Source organism: Streptomyces sp. NBC_01498 (assembly GCF_036327775.1).
GTDB lineage: Bacteria > Actinomycetota > Actinomycetes > Streptomycetales > Streptomycetaceae > Streptomyces.
In genome coordinates this window covers 2,246,113-2,270,427 of record NZ_CP109598.1, presented here as the reverse complement: position 1 = coordinate 2,270,427, position 24,315 = coordinate 2,246,113, and the positions used below count along the sequence as shown (strand labels likewise).

Here is a 24,315-nt window from a genome sequence, read left to right as displayed (position 1 = left end):
CATTCCTGTGCTGCCCCGCCGCGGACCCGTCCGTGACGGGGCAGCTTTACGCCGTCCCGCCCTTGCCGCCCGCCGTTCCGTCCCCGCCCGCCGTCCCGCCCTCCGACCGCGGACCCGGCTAGCGGCGCACCGCGCACAGCAGCCCGTCGCCCACCGGCAGCAGCGACGCGACCAGCTCGTCCTGCATCTCCCTTATCGTGCGCAGCAGTTCACGCACCCGGAGCACCTCGTGCGGCTGGGCCGCCGAGTCGACCGTACGGCCGTCGGCGAAGACACCCTCGAAACACACCAGCCCGCCGGGTCGCAGCAGGCGCAACGATTCAGCGAGATAGTCCAGGCACTCCAGCCGGTCACCGTCGCAGAAGACCAGGTCGTAGCCGCCGTCGGCGAGCCGGGGAAGCACGTCGCGGGCCCGGCCGGGGATGAAGCGCGCGCGATTGTTGGTGAATCCGGCCGCCCGGAACGCCTCGCGGGCGAACTGCTGCCGCTCCGGTTCCGTGTCGACCGTGGTCAGCACCCCGTCGGGCCGCATGCCGTTCAGCAGATAGATCCCGGAGACCCCGGTGCCCGTACCGATCTCCGCCACCGCCTTGGCGTCCGCCGTGGCGGCAAGCAGACGAAGCGCGGCGCCCGTGCCCGGTGACACCGAGCGGAGCCCCATGTCCCGGGCCCTGTCGCGGGCCCAGCGCAGTGCCTCGTCCTCGGCGACAAAAGCGTCGGCGAACGCCCAGCTTGTCTGCCGGTTGGCGGTAATGACCCTCTCCTGTCCCCGTAGTTGGCGCACGGTGACTGTATCCGCTGCGCGCGGGAACCCGCTGATGGGACCGGGCGTTGTGAAGGTGTGGGGGGACACATGGACGAAGAGCCGGGACCAGGCGCAAATTCACGCAAAGATTCTTATCCGGAGCTAACGGGCGAGGTGGCTATGGTAGGTGCTCCGCTGGACACCACCAGAGTCGATAGGGGAGGTGCGGCTGCGCCCGCGGATCGGGGAGGAGCGTTCAGGCGCTTTCTCAGGCCGGCCGGTGAGCCGAAATCCGTGACCAACTTCGCTGACCGTTCTCGCTCGACCGACTCCGCAGCTACGGCGACCTTCGCATCGGATGCGGAATCGCAGGCGTGGACGCCTCCCACCTGGGAGGAGATCGTCAGCACGCACAGCGCCCGTGTGTACCGCCTGGCGTACCGGCTCACCGGCAATCAGCACGACGCCGAGGACCTCACCCAGGAAGTCTTCGTCCGGGTGTTCAGATCCCTGTCGACGTACACCCCCGGCACGTTCGAGGGCTGGCTGCACCGCATCACCACCAATCTCTTCCTCGACATGGTCCGCCGCAAGCAGCGGATCCGTTTCGACGCGCTCGGCGACGACGCGGCCGAGCGCCTGGCCAGCCGGGAGCCCTCGCCGCAGCAGGTCTTCCACGACACCCACTTCGACGCGGACGTGCAGCAGGCGCTGGACACCCTGGCCCCCGAGTTCCGGGCCGCGGTCGTCCTGTGCGACATCGAAGGACTGTCGTACGAGGAGATCGCCGCCACCCTCGGCGTGAAGCTCGGTACGGTGCGCAGCCGCATCCACCGGGGCCGTTCGCATCTGCGCAAGGCCCTCTCGCACCGTTCCCCGGAGGCTCGGGCCGAGCAGCGCACCTTCGCGGGCGTCGCCGGGGAGGGCGGAGTCGCGTGAGTGGCACAGGTCCGACCCCCGCTGAGCAGCACCTGGGAGACCGGCTCGCCGCCCTGGTGGACGGCGAGCTGGGTCACGACGCCCGGGAGCGGGTGCTGGCGCACCTCGCGACCTGCGCGCGGTGCAAGGCGGAGGCCGACGCCCAGCGCCGGCTCAAGACGGCGTTCGCCCAGTCCGCGCCGCCGCCGCTCTCCGAGGGCTTCCTCGCCCGGCTCCAGGGGCTGCCCGGCAGACCCGCCGACCAGGACGACGACGAGACCCCCGGCCCGTTCGACGGCTCGGCTTTCGGCGGCGGTGTATTCGGCACGCGCGGCGACGCCTTCGGCTACCGCCCGGCGGTGCCGGGCCACTCACCCCTGCCCGGCGCACCGGTGTCCGGCGCGGGCTTCAGGATTCACGAGGTCGGGCGCGTCGAGGCCGATCGCTCGCCGTGGCGGGGCCGCCGGTTCGCCTTCGCCGCCGCGAGCGCCGTGTCGTTCGCCGCGATGGCGCTGGGCGGTGCGCTGCCCGTGGCCGGCCCGGCCGACACCACGGCGCGCGGGACCGGCGCCGGTGTCACGCCGCTGACCAGGGCGACCACCACGGCGCCCGGCGGTGCGACACGGGGCAGGCAGGGCGGCGAGCGGGCCGCGATCCTCCCGCAGTCCGTCGACAGCGCGCGGGAGCTCGCTCCGGGGACGGCGCGTGAGCCGTTCACCCCGCACCCGTTCCGGTTCGCGGTGCTCGACCACTTCTCCACGCCTCCCCTGATACGTCCGGCGGGCTCCGCGTTCCACCTGGCGGCGAACGCCGGACCGGGCGTCCCCCCGGCCACGCCCGACCCCGGCAGTCTCGCCTCGCCCACCCAGCCCGGCGTGCCGCTTTCGCGGCGTCGGTGACCGGGTCCCTGCGCGGCCGTTCGTAAACCTGGTTGAATCCCTGCACGGGTGCCCTTGTCGGGGCATGGACGAGGCAGCTGCGGGGAGAGCATGGACGACGGCAAGCCCACCGGACCCAAGGCGAAGTGGTGGAGCCGCCCGGCATCGGGACGCGCGATACCGCGGGAGCCCGAGGCGCCGGAGCAGCGGAGCACGGAGGACACCACGGAGCTGTCTCCGGTCACCGACGCCGTGCCCCCGCGCCCCGGTGGTGTTCCGCAGCCCCGACCGGCCGAAAGCACCTCGGAGCGCGCCCCGGGGCCGGGGCCCGAGCCGGACGACGGGGACCATCTGCTCGCCCCGCCCGCGCGTACGCCCTCGACGGTGGACGCGGCGGCGGGCAGCACGACGGGCGACACGACGACGGCCACGACGGGCACGGAGCCGGGACCGTCCACCGTCAGCACGGCTGCCGCCACCACCGGCCCGGGACCGGCCGGCGGGACGGAGTCCGCGAGCGGTGCCCCGGCGGGCCGCCCGCAGCCGCTGCACGACCCCGACCCGTACAGCACCCCGCCCTACGGCGGTCCCGGCCCCTGGGCACCCGCGCCGCCCGTGCAACGGCCGGTTCCCACTCCGGCCGGGGGAACCCCCGTACCGCCGGGCCACTACACCGGCCCTGCGGACCAGGTCCCCCCGGCTCCCCTGCCGACCTCGGGATACGGCGTCCCGCCCCAGGGCCCGCCCCAGGGACCCGGGCTCCAGGGCCCGCCCCAGGGACCCGCGCCGTCACCCGGGCTCCCGCCCCAGGACACCGCCCCCCGCCCCACCCACTGGCTCCAGTACGACCCCTGGGGCGCCCCCGGGCACCAGGAGGCGCTCTCGTACCCCGACCCGGGCGAATCCCGCCCCGGGCGCCGGGGCGTCGGCCTGGTGGGCGTCCTCACCCTCGCGCTCTGCACCGCCGTCATCGGCGGCGGCGTCGGCGCGTACATCGAGCGCAACGGCGGCATCACCAGCGTCGACCTGCCCCAGGCGGGCCGCGACGGCGGGAACCGCCCCGCCGACAGCGTCGCCGGGATCGCCGCCAGCGCCCTGCCCAGCGTCGTCACCCTCCATGTCAGCGGCGGCGGCGAGCAGGGCACCGGCACCGGCTTCGTCCTCGACCGCGAGGGCCACATCCTGACCAACAACCACGTGGTCGATCCGGCCGGCGCCGCCGGCGACATCTCGATCACCTTCAGCGGCGGCGAGACCGCCACCGCGAAGCTCGTCGGCAAGGACAGCGGCTACGACCTCGCCGTGGTCAAGGTCACCGGGGTCTCCGGGCTCAAGCCGCTGCCGCTCGGCAACTCCGACAACGTCCAGGTCGGCGACCCGGTCGTGGCCATCGGCGCGCCCTTCGACCTCCAGAACACCGTCACGGCGGGCATCATCAGCGCCAAGGAGCGCCCGATCACGGCCGGCGGCGAGAAGGGCGACGGCAGCGACGTCAGTTACGTCGACGCCCTCCAGACCGACGCGCCGATCAACCCCGGCAACTCCGGCGGTCCCCTGGTCAATTCGAAGGCGCAGGTCATCGGCATCAACAGCGCGATCCGCGGCGCCGAGGGCAGCGGAACGCCGGACGGCGCCCAGGCGGGTTCCATCGGGCTCGGTTTCGCCATACCGATCAACCAGGGCAAGCGCGTCGCCGAGGAGCTGATCAACACGGGCAAGGCGTCCCACCCCGTGATCGGTGTCACGCTCGACATGGAGTACACGGGCGACGGCGCCAAGGTCGGGGCCAAGAGCGCCGACGGCGGCCCCTCGGTGGAGGCGGGCGGCCCGGCCGCGAAGGCGGGTGTCCGGACCGGCGACATCATCACCGAGGTGGACGGCCAGCGGGTGCACAGCGGCGAGGAGCTGATCGTGAAGATCCGCGCCCACCGTCCGGGTGACGAACTGGCGCTGACCATCCTGCGGGGAGGTAAAGAGCGGACCATGACTCTGGTCCTCGGCAGCGCGGACGGCAGCTGAGTGGCGAATGAAGGTACCCTCCGGCCGGTTCCGCCGGGTACCGTGGAGCGGTCCGGGCCTCGACCCGTCACAGGCCCGGCCGACTCGGTCCCGGCCAGGGGTACGGAGAACACAAGGAGCAGCTAGGTGTTCAATGACATAGGCGCGCTCGAACTGGCGACGCTCGTGATTCTCGCCGTGCTCGTCTTCGGCCCCGACAAGCTGCCCAAGGTCATCCAGGACGTTTCCCGTTTCATCCGCAAGGTCCGCGAGTTCTCCGACAACGCCAAGGAAGACATCCGTTCCGAGCTGGGACCGGAGTTCAAGGACTTCGACTTCGAGGACCTCAACCCCAAGAAGTTCGTCCGCAAGCAGCTGGCCCAGCAGGAGGACGAGCTGGGGCTGAAGGAGATCCGCGGCAGCTTCAACCTGACCAAGGAGATGAACGAGGTCGCGGACTCGGTGCACGGCCGGGGCGACAGCGGTGGCACGGACAGCGGCACGGGTGACAGCGCTCCGCCGAGCCTCACCAAGAGCCCGTCCGGTACCTCTGACCTGCTCAAGAAGGACCTGAGTCCCCGGCAGGCGGATCGCCCCCCGTTCGACGCGGACGCCACCTGAGGCCCTCCCTGCCCGTCCCGCCGGTAACGGGTGGCTATCCTCCATCTGTCCGGCAGTGAGACGCCCGTGAGGGCGGGCCGCTCCGGACCCTGAGACGGAGGAGGCGGTCCGGACAGATGGAGACGACGAGTCGGCTGGGGGCGGAGAGCACGGCCGAGGGCTTTCGGCGGGCCACCTTCCCCTGGTACGGACTGGACGACGCGTTCACCGGCCCCCGATGGCTCATGCAGGTGGGCACGGCGGCCGACGGCAGCGTCCAGCACGGTTCCACGGGGCACGGCGAGGAGCCGTCGGCGAGACCGGACCCGTCGGGCGGTGAGAGGGAACGTTTCGCGGCGGTCGTCACGGTCGCCGCGAGCCCCGTGCGGCGCAGCGGTGACGGTACGGGAGTCCTCGACGCCACGACGGTGTCCTCGGCGGCCTGGCTGGCCGGTTCCGCGCTGCTGGTGTCGACCTGGCCCGCACAGCTCGACCACACCCTGCGCGACGACTGGCTGGACCAGCAGACCGAGACGGCCTTCACCCTGGCCGACGATCTGAACGGGTCCGCCTGGTCGGTGCTCTCACTGCCCGTGGACGGCGTACCGACGCCCTTCCACTACCGCGAGTCGGAGTTCGGCTGGGTGCTCGCCGGCTCGACCGCCGACGGCGAGGCCGGGGGCGGGGTGCACCTCGGCGCGTACGGGCGCGGCATGAGCGCGTACGGCCTCGGATTCTCGGTGATCCAGGACCTCGGCAGCTACCTGGGCGAATAGCCCCCCGGGGCACACGGAAGGGGCGTCCGCCACGGCGGACGCCCCTTCCGTGTGCCAGGAACGGATCAGAACTTGTTGCGCGGCGTCAGACCCAGCGTCATGCCCGCCAGGCCGCGCTGCCGGCCGCCGAGCTTCCCGGCGATCGCCCGCAGCGCCGCGCCCGCGGGGGAGTCGGGGTCGGAGAGCACGACCGGCGTGCCGTCGTCGCCGCCCTCCCGGAGCCGTACGTCGATCGGGATCGAGCCGAGCACCGGCACCGAGGCGCCGGTGGTGCGCGTCAGCCCGTCGGCGACCCGCTGGCCGCCGCCCGTGCCGAACACGTCGACGATCTCGTCGCAGTGCGGGCACGGCAGCCCCGCCATGTTCTCGACCACACCGACGATCTTCTGATGGGTCTGTACGGCGATGGAGCCGGCCCGCTCGGCGACCTCGGCGGCGGCCTGCTGCGGGGTCGTGACGACCAGGATCTCCGCGTTCGGCACCAGCTGCGCCACCGAGATCGCGATGTCACCGGTCCCCGGCGGCAGGTCCAGCAGCAGCACGTCCAGATCGCCCCAGTACACATCGGCGAGGAACTGCTGGAGCGCGCGGTGCAGCATCGGGCCGCGCCACACCACCGGCGCGTTGCCCGGCGTGAACATGCCGATCGAGATGACCTTCACCCCGTGCGCCGACGGCGGCATGATCATGTTCTCGACCTGGGTGGGCCGGCCGTCGGCCCCCAGCATGCGCGGCACGCTGTGGCCGTAGATGTCCGCGTCCACGACGCCGACCTTCAGACCGTCGGCGGCCATCGCCGCCGCCAGATTGACCGTCACCGAGGACTTGCCGACGCCGCCCTTGCCGGAGGCCACCGCGTACACCCGGGTCAGCGAGCCCGGCTTGGCGAACGGCACCTCGCGCTCGGCCGTACCGCCGCGCAGCGACGACGCGAGGTCCTTGCGCTGCTCGTCGCTCATCACGTCGAGCGTGACCTCGACCCGGGTGACGCCCTCGACGGCGGCCACGGCCTCCGTCACGTTCGTGGTGATCGTCTCGCGCATGGGACACCCGGACACGGTCAGATACACGGTCACGGCCACCGCGCCGTCCGCCCCGATGTCGACCGATTTCACCATGCCGAGGTCGGTGATGGGCCGGTGGATCTCGGGGTCGTTCACCGTCGCCAGTGCTGCGCGCACCGCTTCCTCCGCGGGAGCGACGGTTCCGTGCGTCTCGGTAGCCATAGGGAGATGGTACGGCGCCGGGGACACGCGCCGGAAAGCGCGTCGGTGCCGGGGCGGGACGCGACGGACAGGGCGTCAGGGACGGTTGGACCCGTCCCGCCCGCGCCCCGGTTCGGGCGGCGGCAGGACACCCTGGTCGGCCAGGTCCCGGAGCAGGTCCTGGAGCTCCGAGCGGATCCAGTCACGGGTGGCGACCTCACCGAGGCCGATGCGCAGCGACGCGATCTCCCGGGTCAGATACTCGGTGTCGGCGATGGAACGCTCGTTCTGCTTGCGCTCCTGCTCCTGGGTGACCCGGTCCCGGTCGTCCTGGCGGTTCTGGGCCAGCAGGATCAGCGGGGCCGCGTACGACGCCTGGAGGGACAGCATCAGGGTCAGGAAGATGAACGGGTACTCGTCGAAGCGCACCGCCTCGGGCGCGAAGATGTTCCACAGCACCCACAGGATGATGATCAGCGTCATCCAGACGATGAAGCGCCCCGTCCCCAGGAAGCGCGCGATGCGCTCGGAGAACCGGGCGAACGCCTCGGGGTCGTAGTCCGGCAGCAGTCTGCGCCGGGGCGTACGCGGCTGGTCGAGCCGCCCGCGCGGCCCGCGCGCCGGGGTACCGCCTCCCGAGAGCGCCGCCGCCCGCTCCCTGCCGTCCCTGTCCGCCCGCTCAACGGCCACGCGCGGCCTCCTCCAGACCGTCGAACCCGGTCTCCCGCCAGTCCTCCGGCAGCAGGTGGTCCAGGACGTCGTCGACCGTCACGGCGCCCAGCAGCGACCCGCTCTCGTCCACGACCGGTGCGGCCACCATGTTGTACGCGGCGAGATAGCCGGTCACCTCGGTCAGCGGCGTGTCCGGCGCCAGTGGCGGCAGGTCGCTCTCCACGATCGAACCGACCAGCGTGAACGGCGGGTCCCGCAGCAGCCGTTGGAAGTGCACCGTGCCCAGGTACTTGCCCGTCGGCGTCTCGTCCGGCGCCCGGCACACGTAGACCTGCGCGGCCAGCGCGGGCGACAGGTCCCGCCGGCGTACCCGCGCCAGCGCGTCCGCGACCGTCGCGTCCGGCCGCAGCACGATCGGCTCGGTCGTCATCAGACCGCCCGCCGTCCGCTCCTCGTACGCCAGCAGCCTCCGTACGTCGGCGGCGTCGTCGGGCCGCATCAGCGTCAGCAGCCGCTCCTGGTCCTCCTCGGGGAGCTCGGAGAGCAGGTCGGCCGCGTCGTCCGGGTCCATCGCCTCCAGCACGTCGGCGGCCCGGTCGTCCTTCAGCTTCCCCAGGATCTCCACCTGGTCGTCCTCGGGCAGCTCCTCCAGGACGTCGGCCAGCCGGTCGTCGTCCAGGGCGGCGGCCACCTCCGCGCGCCGCTTCGGCGTCAGATGGTGCAGCACGTTGGCCAGATCGGCGGGGCGCAGCCGCTCGAACGTCGCGACGAGGTTCTCCGCGCCCTGCCCGTCCTCCTCCAGCGTGAAGCCGGTGACGGCGGACCAGTCGACGGTCAGCGTCTCGCCGCGCCTGCGCAGCGCGCCGGTCTTGCCGCGCCGTACGAAGACCTTGCCGATCTCCCACTCGCGGCGGGCGGGCAGCTGCTCGACGGCCACGTCGAGGACGGTCACCCGCTCGTCGTTCTCCACCAGCACCACCCGCCGGTCGAGCAGTTCGCCCAGGACCAGCCGTTCGGCGGCCCGCTGTTCGAAGCGCCGCATGTTGACCACGCCCGTGGTGATCACCTGACCTGCGGCGACGCCCGTGACCCGGGTCATCGGCAGGAAGATCCGACGCCTGCTCAGCACCTCCACCACCATGCCCAGGACCCGTGGCGGACGGCCGCCGACGCGCAGCATCGCCACCAAGTCGCGCACCCGCCCGACCTGGTCGCCGTTCGGGTCGAAGACCGGCACACCGGCGAGGTGCGAGACGAATACCCGGGAGGTGCTCGACGCCATCACACTCTCCTCCCGGTCCCGGCAACGGGTTCAGGCTAGCCCGTACCGCCGGGCGCCGCCCCGGCGGATCGGTCCGTACGGTACGGGTGGTTCATGGCCGGGACTCGTTGTCGGCGGGCGCGGCCGTCACCGGTACGCTGCGGTCTGCCGACCCCCCGCCGCGCATGAGAGGCAGTGCGTTCGTGACCCTTCTCCGGTCCTCCGTCCGACTCCGCCGGGCCGTGATTCCCGTAGCACTCTGCGTCGGGATGACCGTCGCGCTCACGGCGTGCGGCGGCGACGAGGATCCGGACGCGGGGACCAACGGGGTCGGGAAACTGCCGCCCGCCGGGATCGAGAAGAAGGCCAAGGCGGCGGCGGCGAGCGCGGACGCGGTGCGCCTGTCGGGCACGGTCGTCACCGGCGGCCGGACGTACAAGCTCAGCATGTCGCTCAAGGAGGCCGGCGGGACGGGCTCCGTCAGCTCGGAGGGCGGCGGCGCGTTCGAACTGCTGCGGGTCGAGGACGAGCTGTTCCTGAAGGCCGGCGCGGACTTCTGGACCCACGCCGACGACAAGGGCGACGACGGGTCGGCGGAGGCGCCCAGCGAGGCCGACGCGGAGGCCGCGGAGAAGCTGGACGACAAGTACGTGAAGGTCCCCGAGGACGACCCGGCCTACAAGCAGCTGCGCGGTTTCACCGACAAGAACCTGCTGCTCGACGGCCTGCTGGGGCTGCACGGCAAACGCGGCAAGGGCGACCGCGCCAAGGTCGGGGGCGTCCGCACCATCGAGGTCAACGGCAGCGAGGGCGCGGGCGGCTCGCTCAAGGTGTCGCTGGAAGGTACGCCGTACCCGCTGCAACTGGCCCGCGCGGGTGACGCGGGGACCCTGACCCTCACCGACTGGGGCAAGGACTTCCCGCTGGAGGCCCCGGCGGAGGACGAGACGGTCGACTACGGCACCACCTTGCCCGGCACCTGAGCCGCGCGGTCGGGGTGCCCGCACCGGTTCACCCGAGCTGCCGGACGGCGCACCTGGGCCGCCCCCCGGCCGGGCACGTGCCCCGCGCGGCCCGAGCATCCGGGCAGCCGGACGAGGGACCTGCGCCGCGCGGTCCGAGCATCCGGCCGCCGGGCCGGGCACATGGAGCCGGCCCCGAGCACTTGAGCCGTCCGCCCCGCCCGCTCCCGGCCCTCGGCCTCAGTCGCGCTTCTTCGCGCGCCGGAACAGCAGACGCGGTACGGCCGCCGGAGCGGGCTCACGCGTCGTCGCGGGTGTCGGCAGCGGCGCCGCCGCGTGTGAGCCCTGCGGCAGGTCCGTGATCGCGTCGCGCGGCTCCAGGCGCAGCACCCGCGACTCGCGCGCCCAGCGGTCGGTCATCGTGTCGAAGTCCGGCGCGTTCAGCCGCTTGCCCTTCAGTTCGGCGACGGCCGCCTCCCACGCCTCCGTACGAGGAGCGAGCTCGGTGACGGACGCGGTCCAGGCCACCAGCCGCCCGCCCTTGTCCTTGCTGCGTACGGTCACCTCGGCCGTGGAGCCGTCCACCAGCCCCGGCAGCGGCTGCTCGCCGTCACCGTCCCCGACGAGCAGCGCGGCGCCGTCCAGCCAGACGTGCCACAGGGTGCGGGCGGGGCCGCCCGCCCGCACCCAGATCAGGCCGGACTTCTTGGTGGCCTCCTCGACCAGGGCCGTGCCGAGGTGCGGGGAGCCGGGTGCGGTGTCAGTCATGCCCGGCAGCCTAGGCCCTGACCGTTACGGCCCCGGCGTGCCTACAGCCACCCGTTGCGCTTCAGCATCCGGTGGATGGTGAGACAGACCACGGCGATGCCGCCCAGCACCATCGCGTAGCCGTACTTCCACTGGAGTTCGGGCATGTGCTCGAAGTTCATGCCGTACACCCCGCAGACCGCCGTCGGTACGGCGATGATCGCCGCCCAGGACGTGATCTTGCGCATGTCCTCGTTCTGCGCGACCGTCGCCTGCGCCAGATTGGCCTGGAGGATCGAGTTCAGCAGTTCGTCGAAGCCGACGACTTCCTCGTGCACCCGGGCCAGATGGTCCGCCACATCGCGGAAGTACTTCTGCACGTCCGGCTCGACCAGCCGCATCGGACGTTCGCTCAGCAACTGCATCGGACGCAGCAGCGGGGCCACCGCCCGCTTGAACTCCAGTACCTCGCGCTTGAGTTGGTAGATCCGCCCGGCGTCCGAACCGCGCGGGCTGCCCTTCGCGGGCGCCGAGAACACATCGATCTCGACCTCGTCGATGTCGTCCTGCACGGCGGCGGCCACCGCGATGTACCCGTCCACGACATGGTCGGCGATGGCGTGCAGGACGGACGACGGCCCCTTCGCGAGCAGGTCGCTGTCCTCCTCCAGCCGGTGCCGCAGCGCGCGCAGCGAGCCCTTGCCGCCGTGCCGCACGGTGATGACGAAGTCCCGGCCGGTGAAGCACATCACCTCGCCGGTCTCCACCACCTCGCTGGTCGCGGTGAGTTCGGCGTGCTCGACGTAGTGGATGGTCTTGAAGACGGCGAAGAGCGTGTCGTCGTACCGCTCCAGCTTGGGCCGCTGGTGCGCGTGCACGGCGTCCTCGACGGCGAGCGGGTGCAGCCCGAACTCGGCGGCGATACCGGCGAATTCACCGTCGGTCGGCTCGTGCAGACCGATCCAGGCGAACCCGCCGCCCTTGCGCACCTCCAGCATCGCCTCGTGCGGCGTCAGACACGGCTCGTCCTTCATCCGGCGGCCGGACCGGTAGACGGCGCAGTCCACGACGGCGCTGGAGGCCGAGGGGTCACGGGTGGAGTCGTACGTGCTGTAGGCGGTGTTGCTCTTGCGCAGGGACGGACGGACCGCCGCACGCAGGTCACGGATCATCGACATGGCTGGCTCCTCACGGAGAGGCCGTCGGCGGGGCGTGGCGCGGCCCGGAACGGGGACGTGCGGCGCGGCCGCGCCGACACGGGGTCGGCGGCGGTGTGCCCTGACGGGGCACGGAACACGACGCGGCGCGCATACGTCCACAAAGCGGGCGGCACCGCGAGGACGCGGTGACGGCGTTCGCTACAGACAGGCAAAAACAGTGCTGGTGCAGTGCTCTTCCGTCGTGCGACAAGCCGCGGGCCTGTACGGGGCAGGGCCTCAGACTGAGGCGGTACAGCGCGAGGAAGAGCGGCTGGTACTGGCCGGGTGACTTCGATCCACCGCAGCCTCACCTCCTCCTGCCGGTCCCCCGTGGGGGACGACGTATGTCGGGACCGGAGAGCGACGCTTCCACGTGCTGTCCCGACCGGCGGCCCAGACTAGCAGCCGTTCGGGGCCAATTCGGTCTCTTGCCCGTTAACACGGCGTTCTATGCTCACCGGATGGCAGAAGTTCTCTCACTGGTCGAGGCCCGGTTGCGCTCGGTGTTCGGCGAACCCGACGCGCGTGCCGCGATGACGTTCGTGGGTACGGACCGGATCGAGGTACTCCGCTTCCTCGACACCGGGGACCCCGCCGGACCGGACGGGGGTGCCCTCGTGCGGTACGCCACGCTCGGCATGTCCGCGCGGCCCATGGCCGACCCCACGGTCGTCGTCCCCGACCCGTCCCGGGGACCGCGCGCCGAACTGCTCCTGACCGTACGCGCGGGGCACGCCGACACCGGCAAGGTGCTGCGCCCCCTCGCCGTCCTGGCGGCGTCGCCCCAGGTCGAGGGAGTGGTCGTCACACCGGGCGCCTCGCTGGACATCGGTGAACCGCTCTGGCCGGGCGCCCCGTTCAGCTCCGTGCTCGTCGCGGAGCCCGGCGGACTGGTCCCCGACCTCGAACTGGACGCGCCCCTCGACCCCGTACGGTTCCTGCCGCTGCTCCCGATGACCCCCAACGAGGCCGCGTGGAAGCGGGTCAGGGGAGCGGCGGCCCTCCAGGAGCGCTGGCTGGAACGGGGGACGGACCCGCGCGACCCCCGGCGCGGGTCGGTGGCGCTGGACTGAGCCCGCGGGACGGGGGCAGGGGCGGTTGTACGTGTGAGCCCCCCGGGCCGGGGGTGTACGCGTGGGCCCTCCGGGGTCGCGGAAACCCGTACGCCGCCGGGAGGAGTCACCGTCCCGTACAGGCCACCGGTATGTGCCGGGGTTCTGTGCCGGACGGGTGATCGTCCTTGACGAGGCGTCGACCAGGGAGGACCGTGGGGCAGCATGAGGGGCGAACCAGGGTGCCCGAAGTGCGCCGGCCGGGTCAGGGCACCCGGTCTCTTCGCCGACTCCTGGCAGTGCGACACCCATGGCGCGGTGCATCCGTTGCAGCCGGTCATACCGCCCAGCGTGGAAGCCCTCGGTGTGGTCGTGAACCGCGCCCGTGTCCCCGTCTGGATGCCCTGGCCGCTGCCCGTCGGCTGGCTCTACACCGGCGTGGCGTACGCGGGTGACGACCGCAGCGGCGGCCGGGCCACCGCCGTCGCCTGCGAGGGCCCCGGCCCGCTGGGCGGCACGGGGGAACTGCTGCTGGTCGCGGAGGAGCTCGGGGTCGGCCTCGGGGCGCGGTACGCGGGCATCGAAGGCCCCGACCCGGGGCCGCACATCTGCGTCGACAAGCCCGCCCACGCCAAACTGCTGGCCGCCGGCCGCCCCACCCCGCTCTGGCAGGTGCCCGAGGCCCCGCCGGACCGCGCGGTCTTCGCGGGCGAGGCGCTCGGGCTGTGGCTCTGGGCGATCGTCTGGCCGGAGCAGGCGGGGCTGCTGATGTACGACGAACTGGTGCTCACCGATCTGCGGGACGCGGGCGCCGAGGTGGACCTGCTGCCGTGCGGGGCGCTGTCCCCGCGCCTGCTGCGCTGACGGGCCCCGGGGCACGGGCCCGGGGCGGCGGGCGGCGGGGCCCGAGGTGGCGGGACTCTTCGGCGCCCGCCACCCGTGTCCGCCGCCGTCCCACCTCCGCCGGGCGCCCGTATCCGCCCCGTCCCCGCCCCTTTCCGCCCGCCACCCGTATCCGCCCCGTCCGCCGCCACCCGGCGCCCGTATCCGTCGCCGTCCCCCGCCACTTGCTGCCCCGTTACGCTGGAGCCCCCTTCCCGCCCCGGCCCCTGGAGTACCCGCCGTGCGCATCGACCTGCACACCCACTCCTCGGCGTCGGACGGTACGGACACCCCGGCCGAGCTGGTGCGCAACGCGGCGGCGGCCGGGCTGGACGTCGTCGCGCTCACCGACCACGACACGACACGCGGCCACGCCGAGGCGCGCGCGGCCCTCGACGCGCTGGACGACACCACCGGCGCCGGGCTCACCCTGGTCCCCGGCGCCGAGCTGTCCTGCCGGACCGGCGACGTGGGCCTGCACATGCTGGCGTACCTCTTCGATCCCGACGAACCCCGCCTGCTGCGCGAGCGCGAGCTGGTGCGCGACGACCGGGTGCCGCGCGCGCGGGCGATGGTGGCCAAGCTCCGGGAACTCGGTGTGCCGATCACCTGGGACCAGGTCGCCCGGATCGCCGGCGACGGCTCGATCGGCCGCCCGCACATCGCCTCCGCGCTGGTCGAGCTGGGCGTGGTGGACTCCGTCGACGAGGCGTTCAGCTCCCGGTGGCTCGCCGACCACGGCCGGGTGCACGTCCCCCGGCACGAACTGGACCCCTTCGACGCGGTCCGGCTGGTCAAGGCGGCCGGCGGTGTCACCGTCCTCGCCCATCCGCTGGCCGTGACCCGTGGCCCGGTCATCTCCGAAGCGGTTCTCGGGCGCCTGGCCGAGGCGGGACTCGACGGCGTCGAGGTCGACCACATGAACCACGACGAGCCCACCCGCGCCCGGCTGCGGACACTCGCCGCCGATCTCGGCCTGCTCACCACGGGCTCCAGCGACTACCACGGCAGCCGAAAGACGGTCCGGCTCGGGGAGTACACCACCGACCCGGAGGTCTACGCCGAGCTCGTCCGGCGCGCGGCGGCAGCGGAACGCCCCCGCACGGATGCTGCTCCGTACGGGGGCGTCTCGACATGAGCCGACCCGAAGAATCCGGCGCGGAACCGGTGTGACCGGCGGATCGGCGGGTTCGGGCGGGTCGGGTCGGGTCGGGTCGGGGAGAGAGTTACGAGGCCGGTGAGTCGGCCGGACGGATATAGAGGCGCTGCCCTGTCGAGGCGGCCTGCTGCACGATCTGGCTGACGGAGGCGGCGTCCACAACGGTGCTGTCGACGGCGCTGCCGTCCGCATCGTTCAGTCGCATGATCTCGAAGCGCATACGGCTTCTCCCTTCGTCTGATCCTCCGTAGGAGAACTGTGGGTGACGGCTGGTCCGTCGGTGATTACATAAGGCCACAACGTCTTGCCCTCTGCAAACATTCCCTACACTAAAGAAAATTTTCGGCTGGCTAACCACCGGCGGGCACTCACCGGTACTCGGGGGCACTGGCGGGTCCCGAGAGGCGCACGGACAATGGACCGCGTATGAGCGAGGCAGAGATCACCCCCGAGACGCCCGACACCCCCGGCGTCGCCGAACTCGGCGCCCGCCTGGAGCGCACCAACGAACTGCTCCAGCGGATGCTCGCCGAGGTCGCCAAGACGCCGTCCACCCACGCCATCTTCGTGGACGCCGGTTACGTCTACGCTGCGGCCGGATTACTTGTCGCGGGCACCGAGGACCGCCGGTCCTTCGACCTCGACACCGAAGGGCTCATCGAGGCGTTCATCGACAAGGCGCGGACGATCTTCGCGGACAGCAGACTGCTGCGGGTCTACTGGTACGACGGCGCCCGCCGGCGCATCCACACGCCCGAGCAGCAGGCCATCGCCGAGCTGCCCGACGTCAAGGTCCGCCTCGGCAACCTCAACGCCAACAACCAGCAGAAGGGCGTCGACTCCCTGATCCGCACGGACCTCGAATCGCTCGCCCGGCACCGCGCCATCAGCGACGCCGCGCTCGTCGGCGGCGACGAGGACCTGGTGTCCGCCGTCGAGGCCGCGCAGGGGTACGGCGCGCGGGTCCACCTCTGGGGCATCGAGTCCGGCGGCGGGCGCAACCAGGCCGAGCCACTTCTCTGGGAGGTCGACAGCCAGCGCACCTTCGACCTGGAGTTCTGGCAGCCGTACGTGACGCGGCGGCCGGTCACCACGTACGAGAACGAGGGCGAGCCGCCGCCCTCGCGCGAGGAGGCGCGTTTCATCGGCGCGCAGATCGCCGCGACCTGGCTGGTCGAACGGGGGCGGGCGGCGATGGCGGAACTGCTGCCGGGCCGTCCCTATCTGCCCGGACCGGTGGACCAGGACCTGCTGATCGAGGCGGAGAGACTGCTCCAGCGCTCGCTGCGCGGGCACTCCGTCCTGCGGCGGGCGCTGCGGGACGGCTTCTGGCAGCACATGGAGAGCCAGTTCTGAGTACGGCCGTGCCGGCCGCCCCGGCTCAGTGCGCGTCCCAGAAGGCGCTGAGCGCGGCGGCGGTACGCAGGGGCTGATCGGTGTTGGGGGAGTGCTCGGCGCCCTCGATCACCGTCCGGCGCGCCTCCAGCCGCCGCGCCATGTCGTCGAACGCCGCCACCGGCCAGACGTCGTCCCGCTCGCCGGAGACCACATGCTTGGGCAGCGGCCGTACGGCGGCCAGCTCACCGACCCGGTCCGGCTCCACGGTCAACTGGCGCCCCGTGGACATCAGTTGGGCCGGGCTGTGGCGCAGCCAGCGGCGCCGCAGCAGTCCGCCGTCCACATCGGCCTCCTCCGGCGGCTCCATGGCCTGGATGGCCGCCCAGACCTGCTCCATGTCCAGGCGCGGGTCGGCCAGTACCTCGCTCAGCAGCCGTACGCGCTCCACCTGCGGGGGCGAGATCCTGGCCGGGCCGGACGAGATCAGCGTCAGCGTCAGGAACGGCGCGGGGTCCGCCAGGACGGCCGCGCGCGCGATCTGCCCGCCCAGGGAGTGCCCCACGAGATGCACCGGCGGCCCGACGGCCTCCGCCTGCGCCAGCACGTCCGCCGCCAACTCCCGCTGCGCGTAGGCGTCCTGGGAGTCGGGCCCGTCGGACTCGTACTGCCCGCGCCCGTCCACGGAGACGACACGGTAACCGGCCGCGGTCAGCGGCTCCAGCATCGCGATGAAGTCCTCCTTGCTCCCGATGTACCCGGGCAACAGGAGCGCGGTACCCCGCGCCACCCCCTCGGGCCGCGCGTCGAGCACGGCGAACTCCCCGCGCCGCGTGACCAGCCGCAGCGCACGGGTACGGGGCGGCGGAGTAAAGGTGCGCGGCCGACTCATCCCACGAGCGTAAGACCCACCAACCTCAGCCGCCTCATCCGCAGGGGCCGGCCTCGTGGGGACGGTGGTTTGGGGTGCGCGGTTGGGACCTGGTCGTGGCCGGGGGAGCCCGGGACGCGTGTATGCGTCGTACGGCGGCGGGGCGGTCGCCGCGGGCGCGCACGCCGGTGAGGCCGGGGTCGTGTCTGGCATCGGTGCGGCGGTTCGGGCGCGGCGGGTGCCCAGGTACGCCGGGCATGTCCGCGTGTGTGGCGTCGGCGTGGCGTCGTGGCCGCGCCGGGTCGGCTTCTCGGAGTGACGGTTGCGGCCCGGCAGGGAGTCGGAACCGAGCCGGACGCGTCCCGCCGTGGCGGAACGGCGGTTGGGGCGCGGGGCTTCGGGGCCTGAGCGGCTCGGGTTCCGGTGCGGTGGTTGCGGCCCGGCAGGGAGTCGGAACCGAGCCGGACACGTCCCGCCGTGGCGGAACGGCGGTTGGGGCGTGCGTACATCGGCGCGGCCCCGGGTGTTGTGGCGCCGTTACGACCCTGCGGGCGCCCCGGAACGCCGACGGCCCGGCACCCCCTGCGGGGTACCGGGCCATCGGCGTACGCCGGGTGTCAGCTGTCGGACGGGGCCGCTGTCGCGCGGGTGCGGCGGCGGCGCGGCTTGGTGGCCGGCTCGGCGTCGGCCTCCGGCGCGACCGCCACGGCCTCGACGGGGGCCTCGACCGAGGTCTTGGCGCGGGCCCGACGGCGGGGCTTGGTCTCGGTCTTCGTCGCGGCGTCGACGGCCACGTCCGTGGTGTCGGCGACCGAGGCGTCGGCCACGGTCTCGACCACGGGCTTGGCCGCGCGCGTACGCCGCCGACGCGGCTTGGTCGCCGCCTCGGGTTCGGCCTCCGCCGCCTCCGGCTGCGCCATCGGTTCGACGAACACGTCACGCGCCGGTTCCGCCACGGTCGCCGCGACCGCGTCCGCCGCCTCGGCGGGCACACCCACGCGCGTACGCCGACGGCGGCGCGGGACACGCGGCTCGGCCGCGTCCGCACCCTCGGCGGTGTCCACCGCCGTGGTCGCGGACGGCTGAGCCTCGCCGCCCTCCAGCGTGCTCCCGCCGCGCGTACGGCGGCGCTGCCGCGGCGTACGCGTACGCGCCGGGCGCTCCTCCGTCACGGCGGTCGCCGTCCGCGCGGACTTGCGGCCCCGGCCGCCCGTCTCGCCCAGGTCCTCGACCTGCTCCGCCGCCAGACCGGCACGTGTCCGGTCCGTGCGCGGCAGGATGCCCTTCGTCCCGGCGGGGATGTCGAGCTCCTCGAACAGGTGCGGTGAGGTGGAGTACGTCTCCGGCGGGTCCGGGAAGCCCAGGTCCAGCGCCTTGTTGATCAGCTGCCAGCGCGGGATGTCGTCCCAGTCGACCAGCGTCACGGCGATACCGGACGCGCCCGCGCGGCCGGTGCGGCCGATCCGGTGGAGGTAGGTCTTCTCCTCCTCGGGCGACTGGTAGTTGATGACATGCGTCACGCCCTCGACGTCGATGCCGCGCGCGGCGACATCCGTGCAGACGAGGACGTCCACCTTGCCGTTGCGGAAGGCGCGCAGCGCCTGCTCCCGGGCGCCCTGGCCCAGGTCGCCGTGGACGGCGCCGGACGCGAAGCCGCGCTGGGCGAGCTGGTCGGCGATGTCGGCGGCCGTACGCTTCGTACGGCAGAAGATCATCGCCAGCCCGCGCCCCTCGGCCTGGAGGATGCGCGCGACCATCTCCGGCTTGTCCATGGAGTGCGCGCGGTAGACCCGCTGGGTGGTGTTGGCGACGGTCGCGCCCGCGTCGTCGGGCGACGTGGCGCTGATGTGCGTCGGCTGCGTCATGTAGCGGCGGGCGAGACCGATGACCGCGCCCGGCATCGTGGCCGAGAACAGCATCGTCTGGCGCTTCGCGGGGAGCAGCTGGATGATCCGCTCGACGTCCGGCAGGAAGCCCAGGTCGAGCATCTCGTCCGCCTCGTCCAGGACGAGGCCGCGCACGTGCGACAGGTCGAGCTTGCGCTGGCCCGCCAGGTCGAGGAGCCGGCCCGGCGTGCCGACGACCACGTCGACGCCCTTCTTGAGGGCCTCGACCTGCGGCTCGTAGGCACGGCCGCCGTAGATCGCCAGCACCCGTACGTTGCGTACCTTGCCGGCGGTCTGGAGGTCGTTGGTGACCTGCTGGCACAGCTCGCGGGTGGGGACCACCACGAGGGCCTGCGGGGCGTTGGTGAGCTGCTCGGGGGTGCAACGGCCCGCCTCGACGTCGGCGGGGACGGTGACACGCTCAAGGAGCGGCAGTCCGAAGCCGAGAGTCTTGCCCGTGCCGGTCTTGGCCTGGCCGATGACGTCCTTGCCGGACAGCGCGACCGGGAGGGTCATCTCTTGGATGGGGAACGGAGACACGATGCCGACCGCTTCAAGCGCTTCGGCCGTCTCGGGGAGGATTCCGAGGTCTCGGAAAGTCGTAGTCAGGGTGCTGCCTCTTCTGTGAGACGCGGCACGAGGCGAACGCTGGGGGTCGTACCGCACCTGGGTACTCGGCCGGCCGTGGATTGGCCGGATGGCGCGGGACCACTGCCGTCGCTCGAGCGCTCTTACCGCTGAGGGGGCCCCTCATCTGCGGTCCTACGCAACTGTGCGTGCGGTCCGCGCGGAGGGCGGTCGGGTCGGAGCCGATCGGGCCACCGACCGGGCATCCTCATGGGGCCTGTCCGGGACGATCTCCCGGTCAAACACTGCGATGGCCCACCGAACACTCGGCAGGCGCATTACCACTGTACCCCGGAATCGCGCACATGTGTCGGACGAATTCGCCGGAACGCTCTGCGGGCACCCGCCGGCCGGGCCCCCGGACGGTGTCCGGGACGGGCTCTGCGCGGGGCGCGGGGCGGGCTATTGTGCGCTCCATGGAGACGTCTGACAACGCCACTGCGCCCGAGTCCGCACCGGGGTCCACGCCCGGATCCGCGCCCGCGCCCGTATCCGGGTCCGGGTCCGCGGAGCCCACCGGGATCGCCGCCCAGGACTGGGCGACGGCTTCCGCCGACCCGAGGTACCGGGCGGCGGTCGTGGATCTGCTGGGAGCACTCGCCTACGGCGAACTGGCGGCCTTCGAGCGGCTCGCCGAGGACGCCAAACTCGCTCCGACGCTGGACGACAAGGCGGAACTCGCGAAGATGGCCTCCGCCGAGTTCCACCACTTCGAGAGGCTGCGCGACCGGCTCGGCGAGATCGACGCCGATCCGACGGGCGCGATGGACCCCTTCGCCGCCGCCCTGGACGACTTCCACCGCCAGACCGCGCCGTCGGACTGGCTGGAAGGGCTGGTCAAGGCGTACGTGGGCGACTCGATCGCCAGTGACTTCTACCGTGAGGTCGCCGCACGGCTGGACACCGACACCCGTGGTCTGGTGCTCGCGGTGCTGGACGACACCGGCCACGGCAACTTCGCGGTCGAGAAGGTCCGGGCCGCGATCGAGGCCGAGCCCCGGGTCGGTGGCCGTCTCGCGCTGTGGGCGCGGCGGCTGATGGGCGAGGCGCTGTCGCAGGCGCAGCGGGTGGTGGCCGACCGCGACGCGCTCTCGACGATGCTGGTGGGCGGGGTCGCCGACGGCTTCGACCTGGCCGAGGTGGGCCGGATGTTCTCCCGGATCACCGAGGCGCACACCAAGCGGATGGCGGCGCTGGGTCTGGCCGCCTGAGACCGCGCGCGAGGCGGGTGCGGCGGGTCAGGAGGGCATCGGCCCGCGCAGGACATGGCTCGCGGGGCGGAGCAGCAGCGACAGCAGGACCGTCCCCACGACCACGGCGCCGACCAGCGTCGCGACGAGATGACCGGGGCCGAGCACCGCGTGCGTGAGCAGCGCGCCGAACAGGGAGCCGAGGGAGCCCGCGGCGAACACCGGGCGGCGCGCGGGGAGCCGGTGGGGCAGCCGCTGGAGCGCGGCCCACGAGGCACCCAGTCCGAGCAGGACCGCACCGAGAGCTTCCAAGATCACCGCTGATCACCTCACCAACCGCGCCGTCCGACCGGGTCGTCCGACCGGGTCGTAGCCCGGTCTACCCGGAGTGCGCGCGGGGCAACCCTCCGCGACCCGAAGAGACGGCGAAGGAGTGGCCGGCCCACCACGAAGGAGTGGCCCGGCGGGAAAATCCCGCCGGGCCACTCCCGTTGTCTCGTGGTGCTGTGCGGACGTTCCGAGGTTCCGACCAGGAGCGTCGGCCTGGAGCGCCGAGCCGACCCGGGACGTGCCCGCCGCCCGGCGCCTGCCCCTGAGGGCGGGCGCCGCTACTCGTCGGAGACGACCTAGAGCGCGCCGAAGCCCACCCGTCGTGTCGTCGGCTCGCCGATTTCCACGTACGCGATCCGGTCGGCAGGTACGAGCACCTTCCGCCCCTTCTCGTCCGTGAGGCTGAGCAGCTTCGCCTTGCCGGCGAGTGCGTCGGCCACGGCGCCCTCCACCTCCGCGGCGGACTGCCCGCTCTCCAGAACGATCTCGCGGGGCGTGTGCTGCACGCCGATCTTGACCTCCACCGCCATGTCCCTCCGAACGGTCAGTGCGTTGCGCGGTCAACCGCGCGGTACGCAGCACACATTAGCCCGGAGAGGCGGTGCTCAGGACGGCGACGGGACATGCCCGCAGCGAACACGGACCGCCGGGGCCGCACGGGCCGTGCGGAAGCGCGTGGTCGACCGGCCGGCGCGAGGGCCCGGCACGCGGGCGGGGCGCCGCGTCAGGCGCCGGGGTGCTGCTCGCTGCCGTGCAGCGGGAATCCGGCGATGCCGCGCCAGGCGAGGGAGGTGAGGAGCTCCACGGCCTTGTCGCGGGGAATAACCGATTCGCTGGAGAGCCAGTAGCGGGCCACCACCTGGGAGACACCGCCGAGTCCGACGGCCAGCATCATGGACTCCTCCTTGGAGAGGCCCGTGTCCGACGCGATCACGTCGGAGATCGCCTCGGCGCACTGGAGCGCCACCCGGTCGACGCGCTCGCGCACGGCGGGCTCGTTCGTCAGGTCGGACTCGAAGACCAGCCGGAACGCGCCGCCCTCGTCCTCGACATAGGCGAAGTACGCGTCCATCGTGGCCGCGACGCGGAGCTTGTTGTCGCTGGTCGACGCCAGGGCCGTACGCACGGCGTGCAGCAGGGCCTCGCAGTGCTGGTCGAGGAGGGCCAGGTAGAGGTCCAGCTTTCCGGGGAAGTGCTGGTACAGGACGGGCTTGCTGACGCCCGCGCGCTCGGCGATGTCGTCCATCGCCGCGGCGTGGTAACCCTGTGCGACGAACACCTCCTGGGCCGCGCCCAGAAGCTGATTGCGTCGAGCGCGGCGTGGCAGGCGCGTGCCTCGCGGGCGCGCCGCCTCGGTCTGCTCTATGGCTGTCACGCCGCCTCCCAGAATCGTTCCGTTGCGCGCTGTGCGCCGCCTTGCCATCGTACTTTTGGGTAACCCGGGTGTGCGTGGTCGGGCCGGAGAATTTCACGGACCGGACGGTCGGTGAGCCGCTCGTCCGTCCCGCCGCGAGAACGGCGGCGGAGAAATGTATCCATTGCTGACAAATCCCGGACCCGGTCCTGAGCGCTCGCTCAGCGGTAGTCGTCCTCGTCGAGGGTGACGATACGCGCCTGCTCGGCGGCGTCCGCCTCGTCGGCCTCCGACGACCCGATGCGGGCCGGTGGATCGTCTTCCGACGGCCGTACCTCGGTGTGCTGCTCCGCGGCGTCGGCCTCCGGCGTCTGCGCGTCCAGCTCCTCCGGGGTGCCGGAATCCGTCCCGGTCGTCGGATCTTCCTCGTCGGTACCGTTCGACAATGTGTCCGGGTCGCTTGGGTTCGCCGTCATGAGGCGCCCCTTCCTCTCCGGTTGTCCTGCGTACTTACGAGGGTAGGATCTCCGCCCCGTCAATGCCATGTGCCCCTGTGACGCTGAACACGCGAACCCCTGCGTGACGGTCTCGTAACATTGCCCGCATGTCTTCGACCGAGCTGCCGGAAACCCTCGCCGCCGCCGTCCCGCGGGTGAGTGCCGTCCGGGTCGCCGAAGGTGAGCGGCTCCGTACGGTCTCCCTGCCGGGGCTGACCCTCCACGTCCGCGCACGCCCCGGGACACGCTCCGGGCTGCCGCGCGCGCTGTACGTGCACGGTCTCGGCGGCTCCTCGCAGAACTGGTCCGACCTGATGCCGCTCCTGGCGGACGTGGTCGACGGCGAGGCGGTCGACCTGCCCGGCTTCGGCGACTCCCCGCCACCCGGCGACCGCAACTACTCGGTCACCGCCCACGCGCGTGCCGTGATCCGGCTCCTCGACTCCGGCGGCCCGGCCCGGGGCCCGGTGCACCTGTTCGGCAACTCCCTGGGCGGCGCCGTCGCGACCCGCGTCGCCGCCGCCCGCCCCGACCTGGTGCGCACCCTCACCCTCGTCTCGCCCGCGCTGCCGGAGATCCGCGTGCAGCGCCAGGCCCTGCCGACAGCCCTGCTCGCGCTGCCCGGCGTCGCGTCCCTCTTCGGACGGATGACGCGCGAGTGGACGGCCGAGCAGCGCACCCGAGGGGTGATGGCCCTCTGTTACGGCGACCCCGGCCGGGTCTCCGAGGAGGGGCTGCGGCACGCGGTGGAGGAAATGGAGCGCCGGCAGAGCCTTCCGTACTTCTGGGACGCGATGGCCCGCTCCGCGCGGGGCATCGTCGACGCGTACACCCTCGGCGGGCAGCAGGGGCTGTGGAGGCAGGCCGAGCGGGTCCTGGCGCCGACGCTCCTGGTGTACGGAGGGCGGGATCAGCTCGTTTCGTACCGAATGGCCCGGAAGGCGTCGGTGGCGTTCCGGGATTCCCGGCTCCTGACGCTTCCGGACGCCGGGCATGTTGCCATGATGGAGTACCCGCGGGCGGTCGCGGAGGCCGCGCGCGCACTCGTCCGCGAATCGGAATCCGGCGGAGCGGCGAGTGAGACGAACCGGCCCGCCGGCCGTACAGACGGTGAGAACGCCGGTGGCGACGACCGCAGTGACGACGACAGTGACAGGAGCTGATCCGGGGC

At 72.7% G+C, this 24,315-nt stretch carries 25 protein-coding genes; 12 read left to right on the top strand and 13 right to left on the bottom strand.

The window, feature by feature from the left end:
* Positions 1 to 118 precede the first annotated feature (118 nt).
* Positions 119 to 784 (bottom strand): O-methyltransferase, encoded by a 666-nt coding sequence (locus OG875_RS09385; RefSeq protein ID WP_330173757.1) that lies wholly within the window; start codon positions 782 to 784, stop codon positions 119 to 121.
* Between the two features lie 141 nt (positions 785 to 925).
* On the opposite strand from OG875_RS09385, the gene sigE reads away from it, so the two are divergent.
* From sigE to OG875_RS09360, 5 genes are all read left to right on the top strand, one after another.
* Positions 926 to 1,684 carry an RNA polymerase sigma factor SigE gene (gene sigE, locus OG875_RS09380; protein ID WP_330173756.1) on the top strand — a complete coding sequence of 253 codons (759 nt, stop codon included), beginning with the start codon at positions 926 to 928 and terminating at the stop codon, positions 1,682 to 1,684.
* Positions 1,681 to 2,562 carry an anti-sigma factor family protein gene (locus tag OG875_RS09375; protein ID WP_330173755.1) on the top strand — a complete coding sequence of 294 codons (882 nt, stop codon included), beginning with the start codon at positions 1,681 to 1,683 and terminating at the stop codon, positions 2,560 to 2,562. The genes sigE and OG875_RS09375 overlap by 4 nt, the downstream gene beginning before the upstream one ends.
* Positions 2,563 to 2,652: 90 nt before the next feature.
* Positions 2,653 to 4,560, top strand: a complete 1,908-nt coding sequence (locus OG875_RS09370; protein ID WP_330173754.1) for a S1C family serine protease — start codon at positions 2,653 to 2,655, stop codon at positions 4,558 to 4,560.
* A gap of 126 nt (positions 4,561 to 4,686) precedes the next feature.
* Entirely contained in the window at positions 4,687 to 5,160 is a 474-nt protein-coding gene (locus tag OG875_RS09365) for a sec-independent translocase (RefSeq protein WP_330173753.1), read from the top strand.
* 116 nt (positions 5,161 to 5,276) lie between these two features.
* Entirely contained in the window at positions 5,277 to 5,915 is a 639-nt protein-coding gene (locus OG875_RS09360) for a hypothetical protein (RefSeq protein WP_330173752.1), read from the top strand.
* A 65-nt stretch (positions 5,916 to 5,980) separates the two neighbouring features.
* On the opposite strand, the gene OG875_RS09355 is transcribed toward OG875_RS09360, so the two are convergent.
* From OG875_RS09355 to OG875_RS09345, 3 genes are all read right to left on the bottom strand, one after another.
* Positions 5,981 to 7,141: an Mrp/NBP35 family ATP-binding protein gene (locus tag OG875_RS09355; RefSeq protein ID WP_330173751.1), complete on the bottom strand. Its 1,161-nt coding sequence runs from the start codon at positions 7,139 to 7,141 to the stop codon at positions 5,981 to 5,983.
* A 75-nt stretch (positions 7,142 to 7,216) separates the two neighbouring features.
* Positions 7,217 to 7,810: a DUF1003 domain-containing protein gene (locus tag OG875_RS09350; RefSeq protein WP_330173750.1), complete on the bottom strand. Its 594-nt coding sequence runs from the start codon at positions 7,808 to 7,810 to the stop codon at positions 7,217 to 7,219.
* Positions 7,800 to 9,074 (bottom strand): magnesium transporter MgtE N-terminal domain-containing protein, encoded by a 1,275-nt coding sequence (locus OG875_RS09345; RefSeq protein WP_330173749.1) that lies wholly within the window; start codon positions 9,072 to 9,074, stop codon positions 7,800 to 7,802. Before OG875_RS09345 ends, OG875_RS09350 begins: the two co-directional genes overlap by 11 nt.
* Positions 9,075 to 9,238: 164 nt before the next feature.
* On the opposite strand from OG875_RS09345, the gene OG875_RS09340 reads away from it, so the two are divergent.
* On the top strand, positions 9,239 to 10,036 hold the full coding sequence (locus OG875_RS09340; protein ID WP_443079089.1) for a hypothetical protein: 798 nt from the start codon (positions 9,239 to 9,241) through the stop codon (positions 10,034 to 10,036).
* A 219-nt stretch (positions 10,037 to 10,255) separates the two neighbouring features.
* Here OG875_RS09340 and OG875_RS09335 read toward each other — a convergent pair whose 3' ends face one another.
* Both OG875_RS09335 and OG875_RS09330 read right to left on the bottom strand, forming a co-directional pair.
* Positions 10,256 to 10,783 (bottom strand): hypothetical protein, encoded by a 528-nt coding sequence (locus OG875_RS09335; RefSeq protein ID WP_330173747.1) that lies wholly within the window; start codon positions 10,781 to 10,783, stop codon positions 10,256 to 10,258.
* A 41-nt stretch (positions 10,784 to 10,824) separates the two neighbouring features.
* Positions 10,825 to 11,940 (bottom strand): magnesium and cobalt transport protein CorA, encoded by a 1,116-nt coding sequence (locus tag OG875_RS09330; protein ID WP_330173746.1) that lies wholly within the window; start codon positions 11,938 to 11,940, stop codon positions 10,825 to 10,827.
* Positions 11,941 to 12,422: 482 nt separating this feature from the next.
* On the opposite strand from OG875_RS09330, the gene OG875_RS09325 reads away from it, so the two are divergent.
* The 3 genes from OG875_RS09325 (at position 12,423) to OG875_RS09315 (ending at position 15,033) form a co-directional block, all read left to right on the top strand.
* Positions 12,423 to 13,034, top strand: coding sequence for a suppressor of fused domain protein (locus tag OG875_RS09325; RefSeq protein ID WP_330173745.1), 612 nt, complete (start codon positions 12,423 to 12,425; stop codon positions 13,032 to 13,034).
* 204 nt (positions 13,035 to 13,238) lie between these two features.
* Positions 13,239 to 13,877 (top strand): DUF6758 family protein, encoded by a 639-nt coding sequence (locus OG875_RS09320; RefSeq protein WP_330173744.1) that lies wholly within the window; start codon positions 13,239 to 13,241, stop codon positions 13,875 to 13,877.
* A 259-nt stretch (positions 13,878 to 14,136) separates the two neighbouring features.
* On the top strand, positions 14,137 to 15,033 hold the full coding sequence (locus tag OG875_RS09315; protein ID WP_330173743.1) for a PHP domain-containing protein: 897 nt from the start codon (positions 14,137 to 14,139) through the stop codon (positions 15,031 to 15,033).
* A gap of 88 nt (positions 15,034 to 15,121) precedes the next feature.
* Here OG875_RS09315 and OG875_RS09310 read toward each other — a convergent pair whose 3' ends face one another.
* Entirely contained in the window at positions 15,122 to 15,274 is a 153-nt protein-coding gene (locus OG875_RS09310; protein ID WP_330173742.1) for a hypothetical protein, read from the bottom strand.
* A 206-nt stretch (positions 15,275 to 15,480) separates the two neighbouring features.
* Between OG875_RS09310 and OG875_RS09305 the strand changes: the two genes are divergently transcribed.
* The gene (locus tag OG875_RS09305) at positions 15,481 to 16,410 is read left to right on the top strand and encodes an NYN domain-containing protein (protein WP_330173741.1); all 930 of its coding nucleotides are present in this window, start codon (positions 15,481 to 15,483) and stop codon (positions 16,408 to 16,410) included.
* Between the two features lie 25 nt (positions 16,411 to 16,435).
* Here the strand turns inward: OG875_RS09305 and OG875_RS09300 are convergent, their stop codons facing one another.
* Both OG875_RS09300 and OG875_RS09295 read right to left on the bottom strand, forming a co-directional pair.
* Positions 16,436 to 17,281, bottom strand: a complete 846-nt coding sequence (locus tag OG875_RS09300) for an alpha/beta fold hydrolase (RefSeq protein WP_330173740.1) — start codon at positions 17,279 to 17,281, stop codon at positions 16,436 to 16,438.
* Positions 17,282 to 17,877: 596 nt separating this feature from the next.
* Positions 17,878 to 19,662, bottom strand: a complete 1,785-nt coding sequence (locus OG875_RS09295) for a DEAD/DEAH box helicase (protein WP_330173739.1) — start codon at positions 19,660 to 19,662, stop codon at positions 17,878 to 17,880.
* A gap of 527 nt (positions 19,663 to 20,189) precedes the next feature.
* Between OG875_RS09295 and OG875_RS09290 the strand changes: the two genes are divergently transcribed.
* Positions 20,190 to 20,984: a ferritin-like fold-containing protein gene (locus tag OG875_RS09290; protein ID WP_330173738.1), complete on the top strand. Its 795-nt coding sequence runs from the start codon at positions 20,190 to 20,192 to the stop codon at positions 20,982 to 20,984.
* Between the two features lie 27 nt (positions 20,985 to 21,011).
* Here OG875_RS09290 and OG875_RS09285 read toward each other — a convergent pair whose 3' ends face one another.
* The 4 genes from OG875_RS09285 to OG875_RS09270 form a co-directional block, all read right to left on the bottom strand.
* Positions 21,012 to 21,281: a hypothetical protein gene (locus tag OG875_RS09285; RefSeq protein WP_330173737.1), complete on the bottom strand. Its 270-nt coding sequence runs from the start codon at positions 21,279 to 21,281 to the stop codon at positions 21,012 to 21,014.
* A gap of 308 nt (positions 21,282 to 21,589) precedes the next feature.
* Positions 21,590 to 21,817 carry a DUF3107 domain-containing protein gene (locus OG875_RS09280; RefSeq protein ID WP_330177678.1) on the bottom strand — a complete coding sequence of 76 codons (228 nt, stop codon included), beginning with the start codon at positions 21,815 to 21,817 and terminating at the stop codon, positions 21,590 to 21,592.
* A 200-nt stretch (positions 21,818 to 22,017) separates the two neighbouring features.
* The gene (locus tag OG875_RS09275) at positions 22,018 to 22,668 is read right to left on the bottom strand and encodes a TetR/AcrR family transcriptional regulator (protein ID WP_330173736.1); all 651 of its coding nucleotides are present in this window, start codon (positions 22,666 to 22,668) and stop codon (positions 22,018 to 22,020) included.
* A 200-nt stretch (positions 22,669 to 22,868) separates the two neighbouring features.
* A complete protein-coding gene (locus OG875_RS09270; protein WP_330173735.1) occupies positions 22,869 to 23,123 on the bottom strand; it encodes a hypothetical protein in 255 nt (84 codons plus the stop codon).
* Positions 23,124 to 23,251: 128 nt separating this feature from the next.
* Here OG875_RS09270 and OG875_RS09265 point away from each other — a divergent pair, with 128 nt between their 5' ends.
* Positions 23,252 to 24,307, top strand: a complete 1,056-nt coding sequence (locus OG875_RS09265; RefSeq protein ID WP_330173734.1) for an alpha/beta fold hydrolase — start codon at positions 23,252 to 23,254, stop codon at positions 24,305 to 24,307.
* Positions 24,308 to 24,315: the final 8 nt, after the last annotated feature.

Bases quoted from the DNA above. Each gene is read 5' to 3' on its own strand.
- OG875_RS09345 (WP_330173749.1), bottom strand. From the start codon at position 9,074: ATGGCGTCGAGCACCTCCCGGGTATTCGTCTCGCACCTCGCCGGTGTG.
- OG875_RS09335 (WP_330173747.1), bottom strand. From the start codon at position 10,783: ATGACTGACACCGCACCCGGCTCCCCGCACCTCGGCACGGCCCTGGTC.
- OG875_RS09300 (WP_330173740.1), bottom strand. From the start codon at position 17,281: ATGAGTCGGCCGCGCACCTTTACTCCGCCGCCCCGTACCCGTGCGCTG.
- OG875_RS09270 (WP_330173735.1), bottom strand. From the start codon at position 23,123: ATGACGGCGAACCCAAGCGACCCGGACACATTGTCGAACGGTACCGAC.
- OG875_RS09370 (WP_330173754.1), top strand. From the start codon at position 2,653: ATGGACGACGGCAAGCCCACCGGACCCAAGGCGAAGTGGTGGAGCCGC.
- OG875_RS09330 (WP_330173746.1), bottom strand. From the start codon at position 11,940: ATGTCGATGATCCGTGACCTGCGTGCGGCGGTCCGTCCGTCCCTGCGC.
- OG875_RS09305 (WP_330173741.1), top strand. From the start codon at position 15,481: ATGAGCGAGGCAGAGATCACCCCCGAGACGCCCGACACCCCCGGCGTC.
- OG875_RS09265 (WP_330173734.1), top strand. From the start codon at position 23,252: ATGTCTTCGACCGAGCTGCCGGAAACCCTCGCCGCCGCCGTCCCGCGG.
- OG875_RS09295 (WP_330173739.1), bottom strand. From the start codon at position 19,662: ATGACCCTCCCGGTCGCGCTGTCCGGCAAGGACGTCATCGGCCAGGCC.
- OG875_RS09310 (WP_330173742.1), bottom strand. From the start codon at position 15,274: ATGCGCTTCGAGATCATGCGACTGAACGATGCGGACGGCAGCGCCGTC.
- OG875_RS09320 (WP_330173744.1), top strand. From the start codon at position 13,239: ATGAGGGGCGAACCAGGGTGCCCGAAGTGCGCCGGCCGGGTCAGGGCA.
- sigE (WP_330173756.1), top strand. From the start codon at position 926: ATGGTAGGTGCTCCGCTGGACACCACCAGAGTCGATAGGGGAGGTGCG.
- OG875_RS09290 (WP_330173738.1), top strand. From the start codon at position 20,190: ATGGAGACGTCTGACAACGCCACTGCGCCCGAGTCCGCACCGGGGTCC.
- OG875_RS09355 (WP_330173751.1), bottom strand. From the start codon at position 7,141: ATGGCTACCGAGACGCACGGAACCGTCGCTCCCGCGGAGGAAGCGGTG.
- OG875_RS09325 (WP_330173745.1), top strand. From the start codon at position 12,423: ATGGCAGAAGTTCTCTCACTGGTCGAGGCCCGGTTGCGCTCGGTGTTC.
- OG875_RS09340 (WP_443079089.1), top strand. From the start codon at position 9,239: ATGAGAGGCAGTGCGTTCGTGACCCTTCTCCGGTCCTCCGTCCGACTC.
- OG875_RS09360 (WP_330173752.1), top strand. From the start codon at position 5,277: ATGGAGACGACGAGTCGGCTGGGGGCGGAGAGCACGGCCGAGGGCTTT.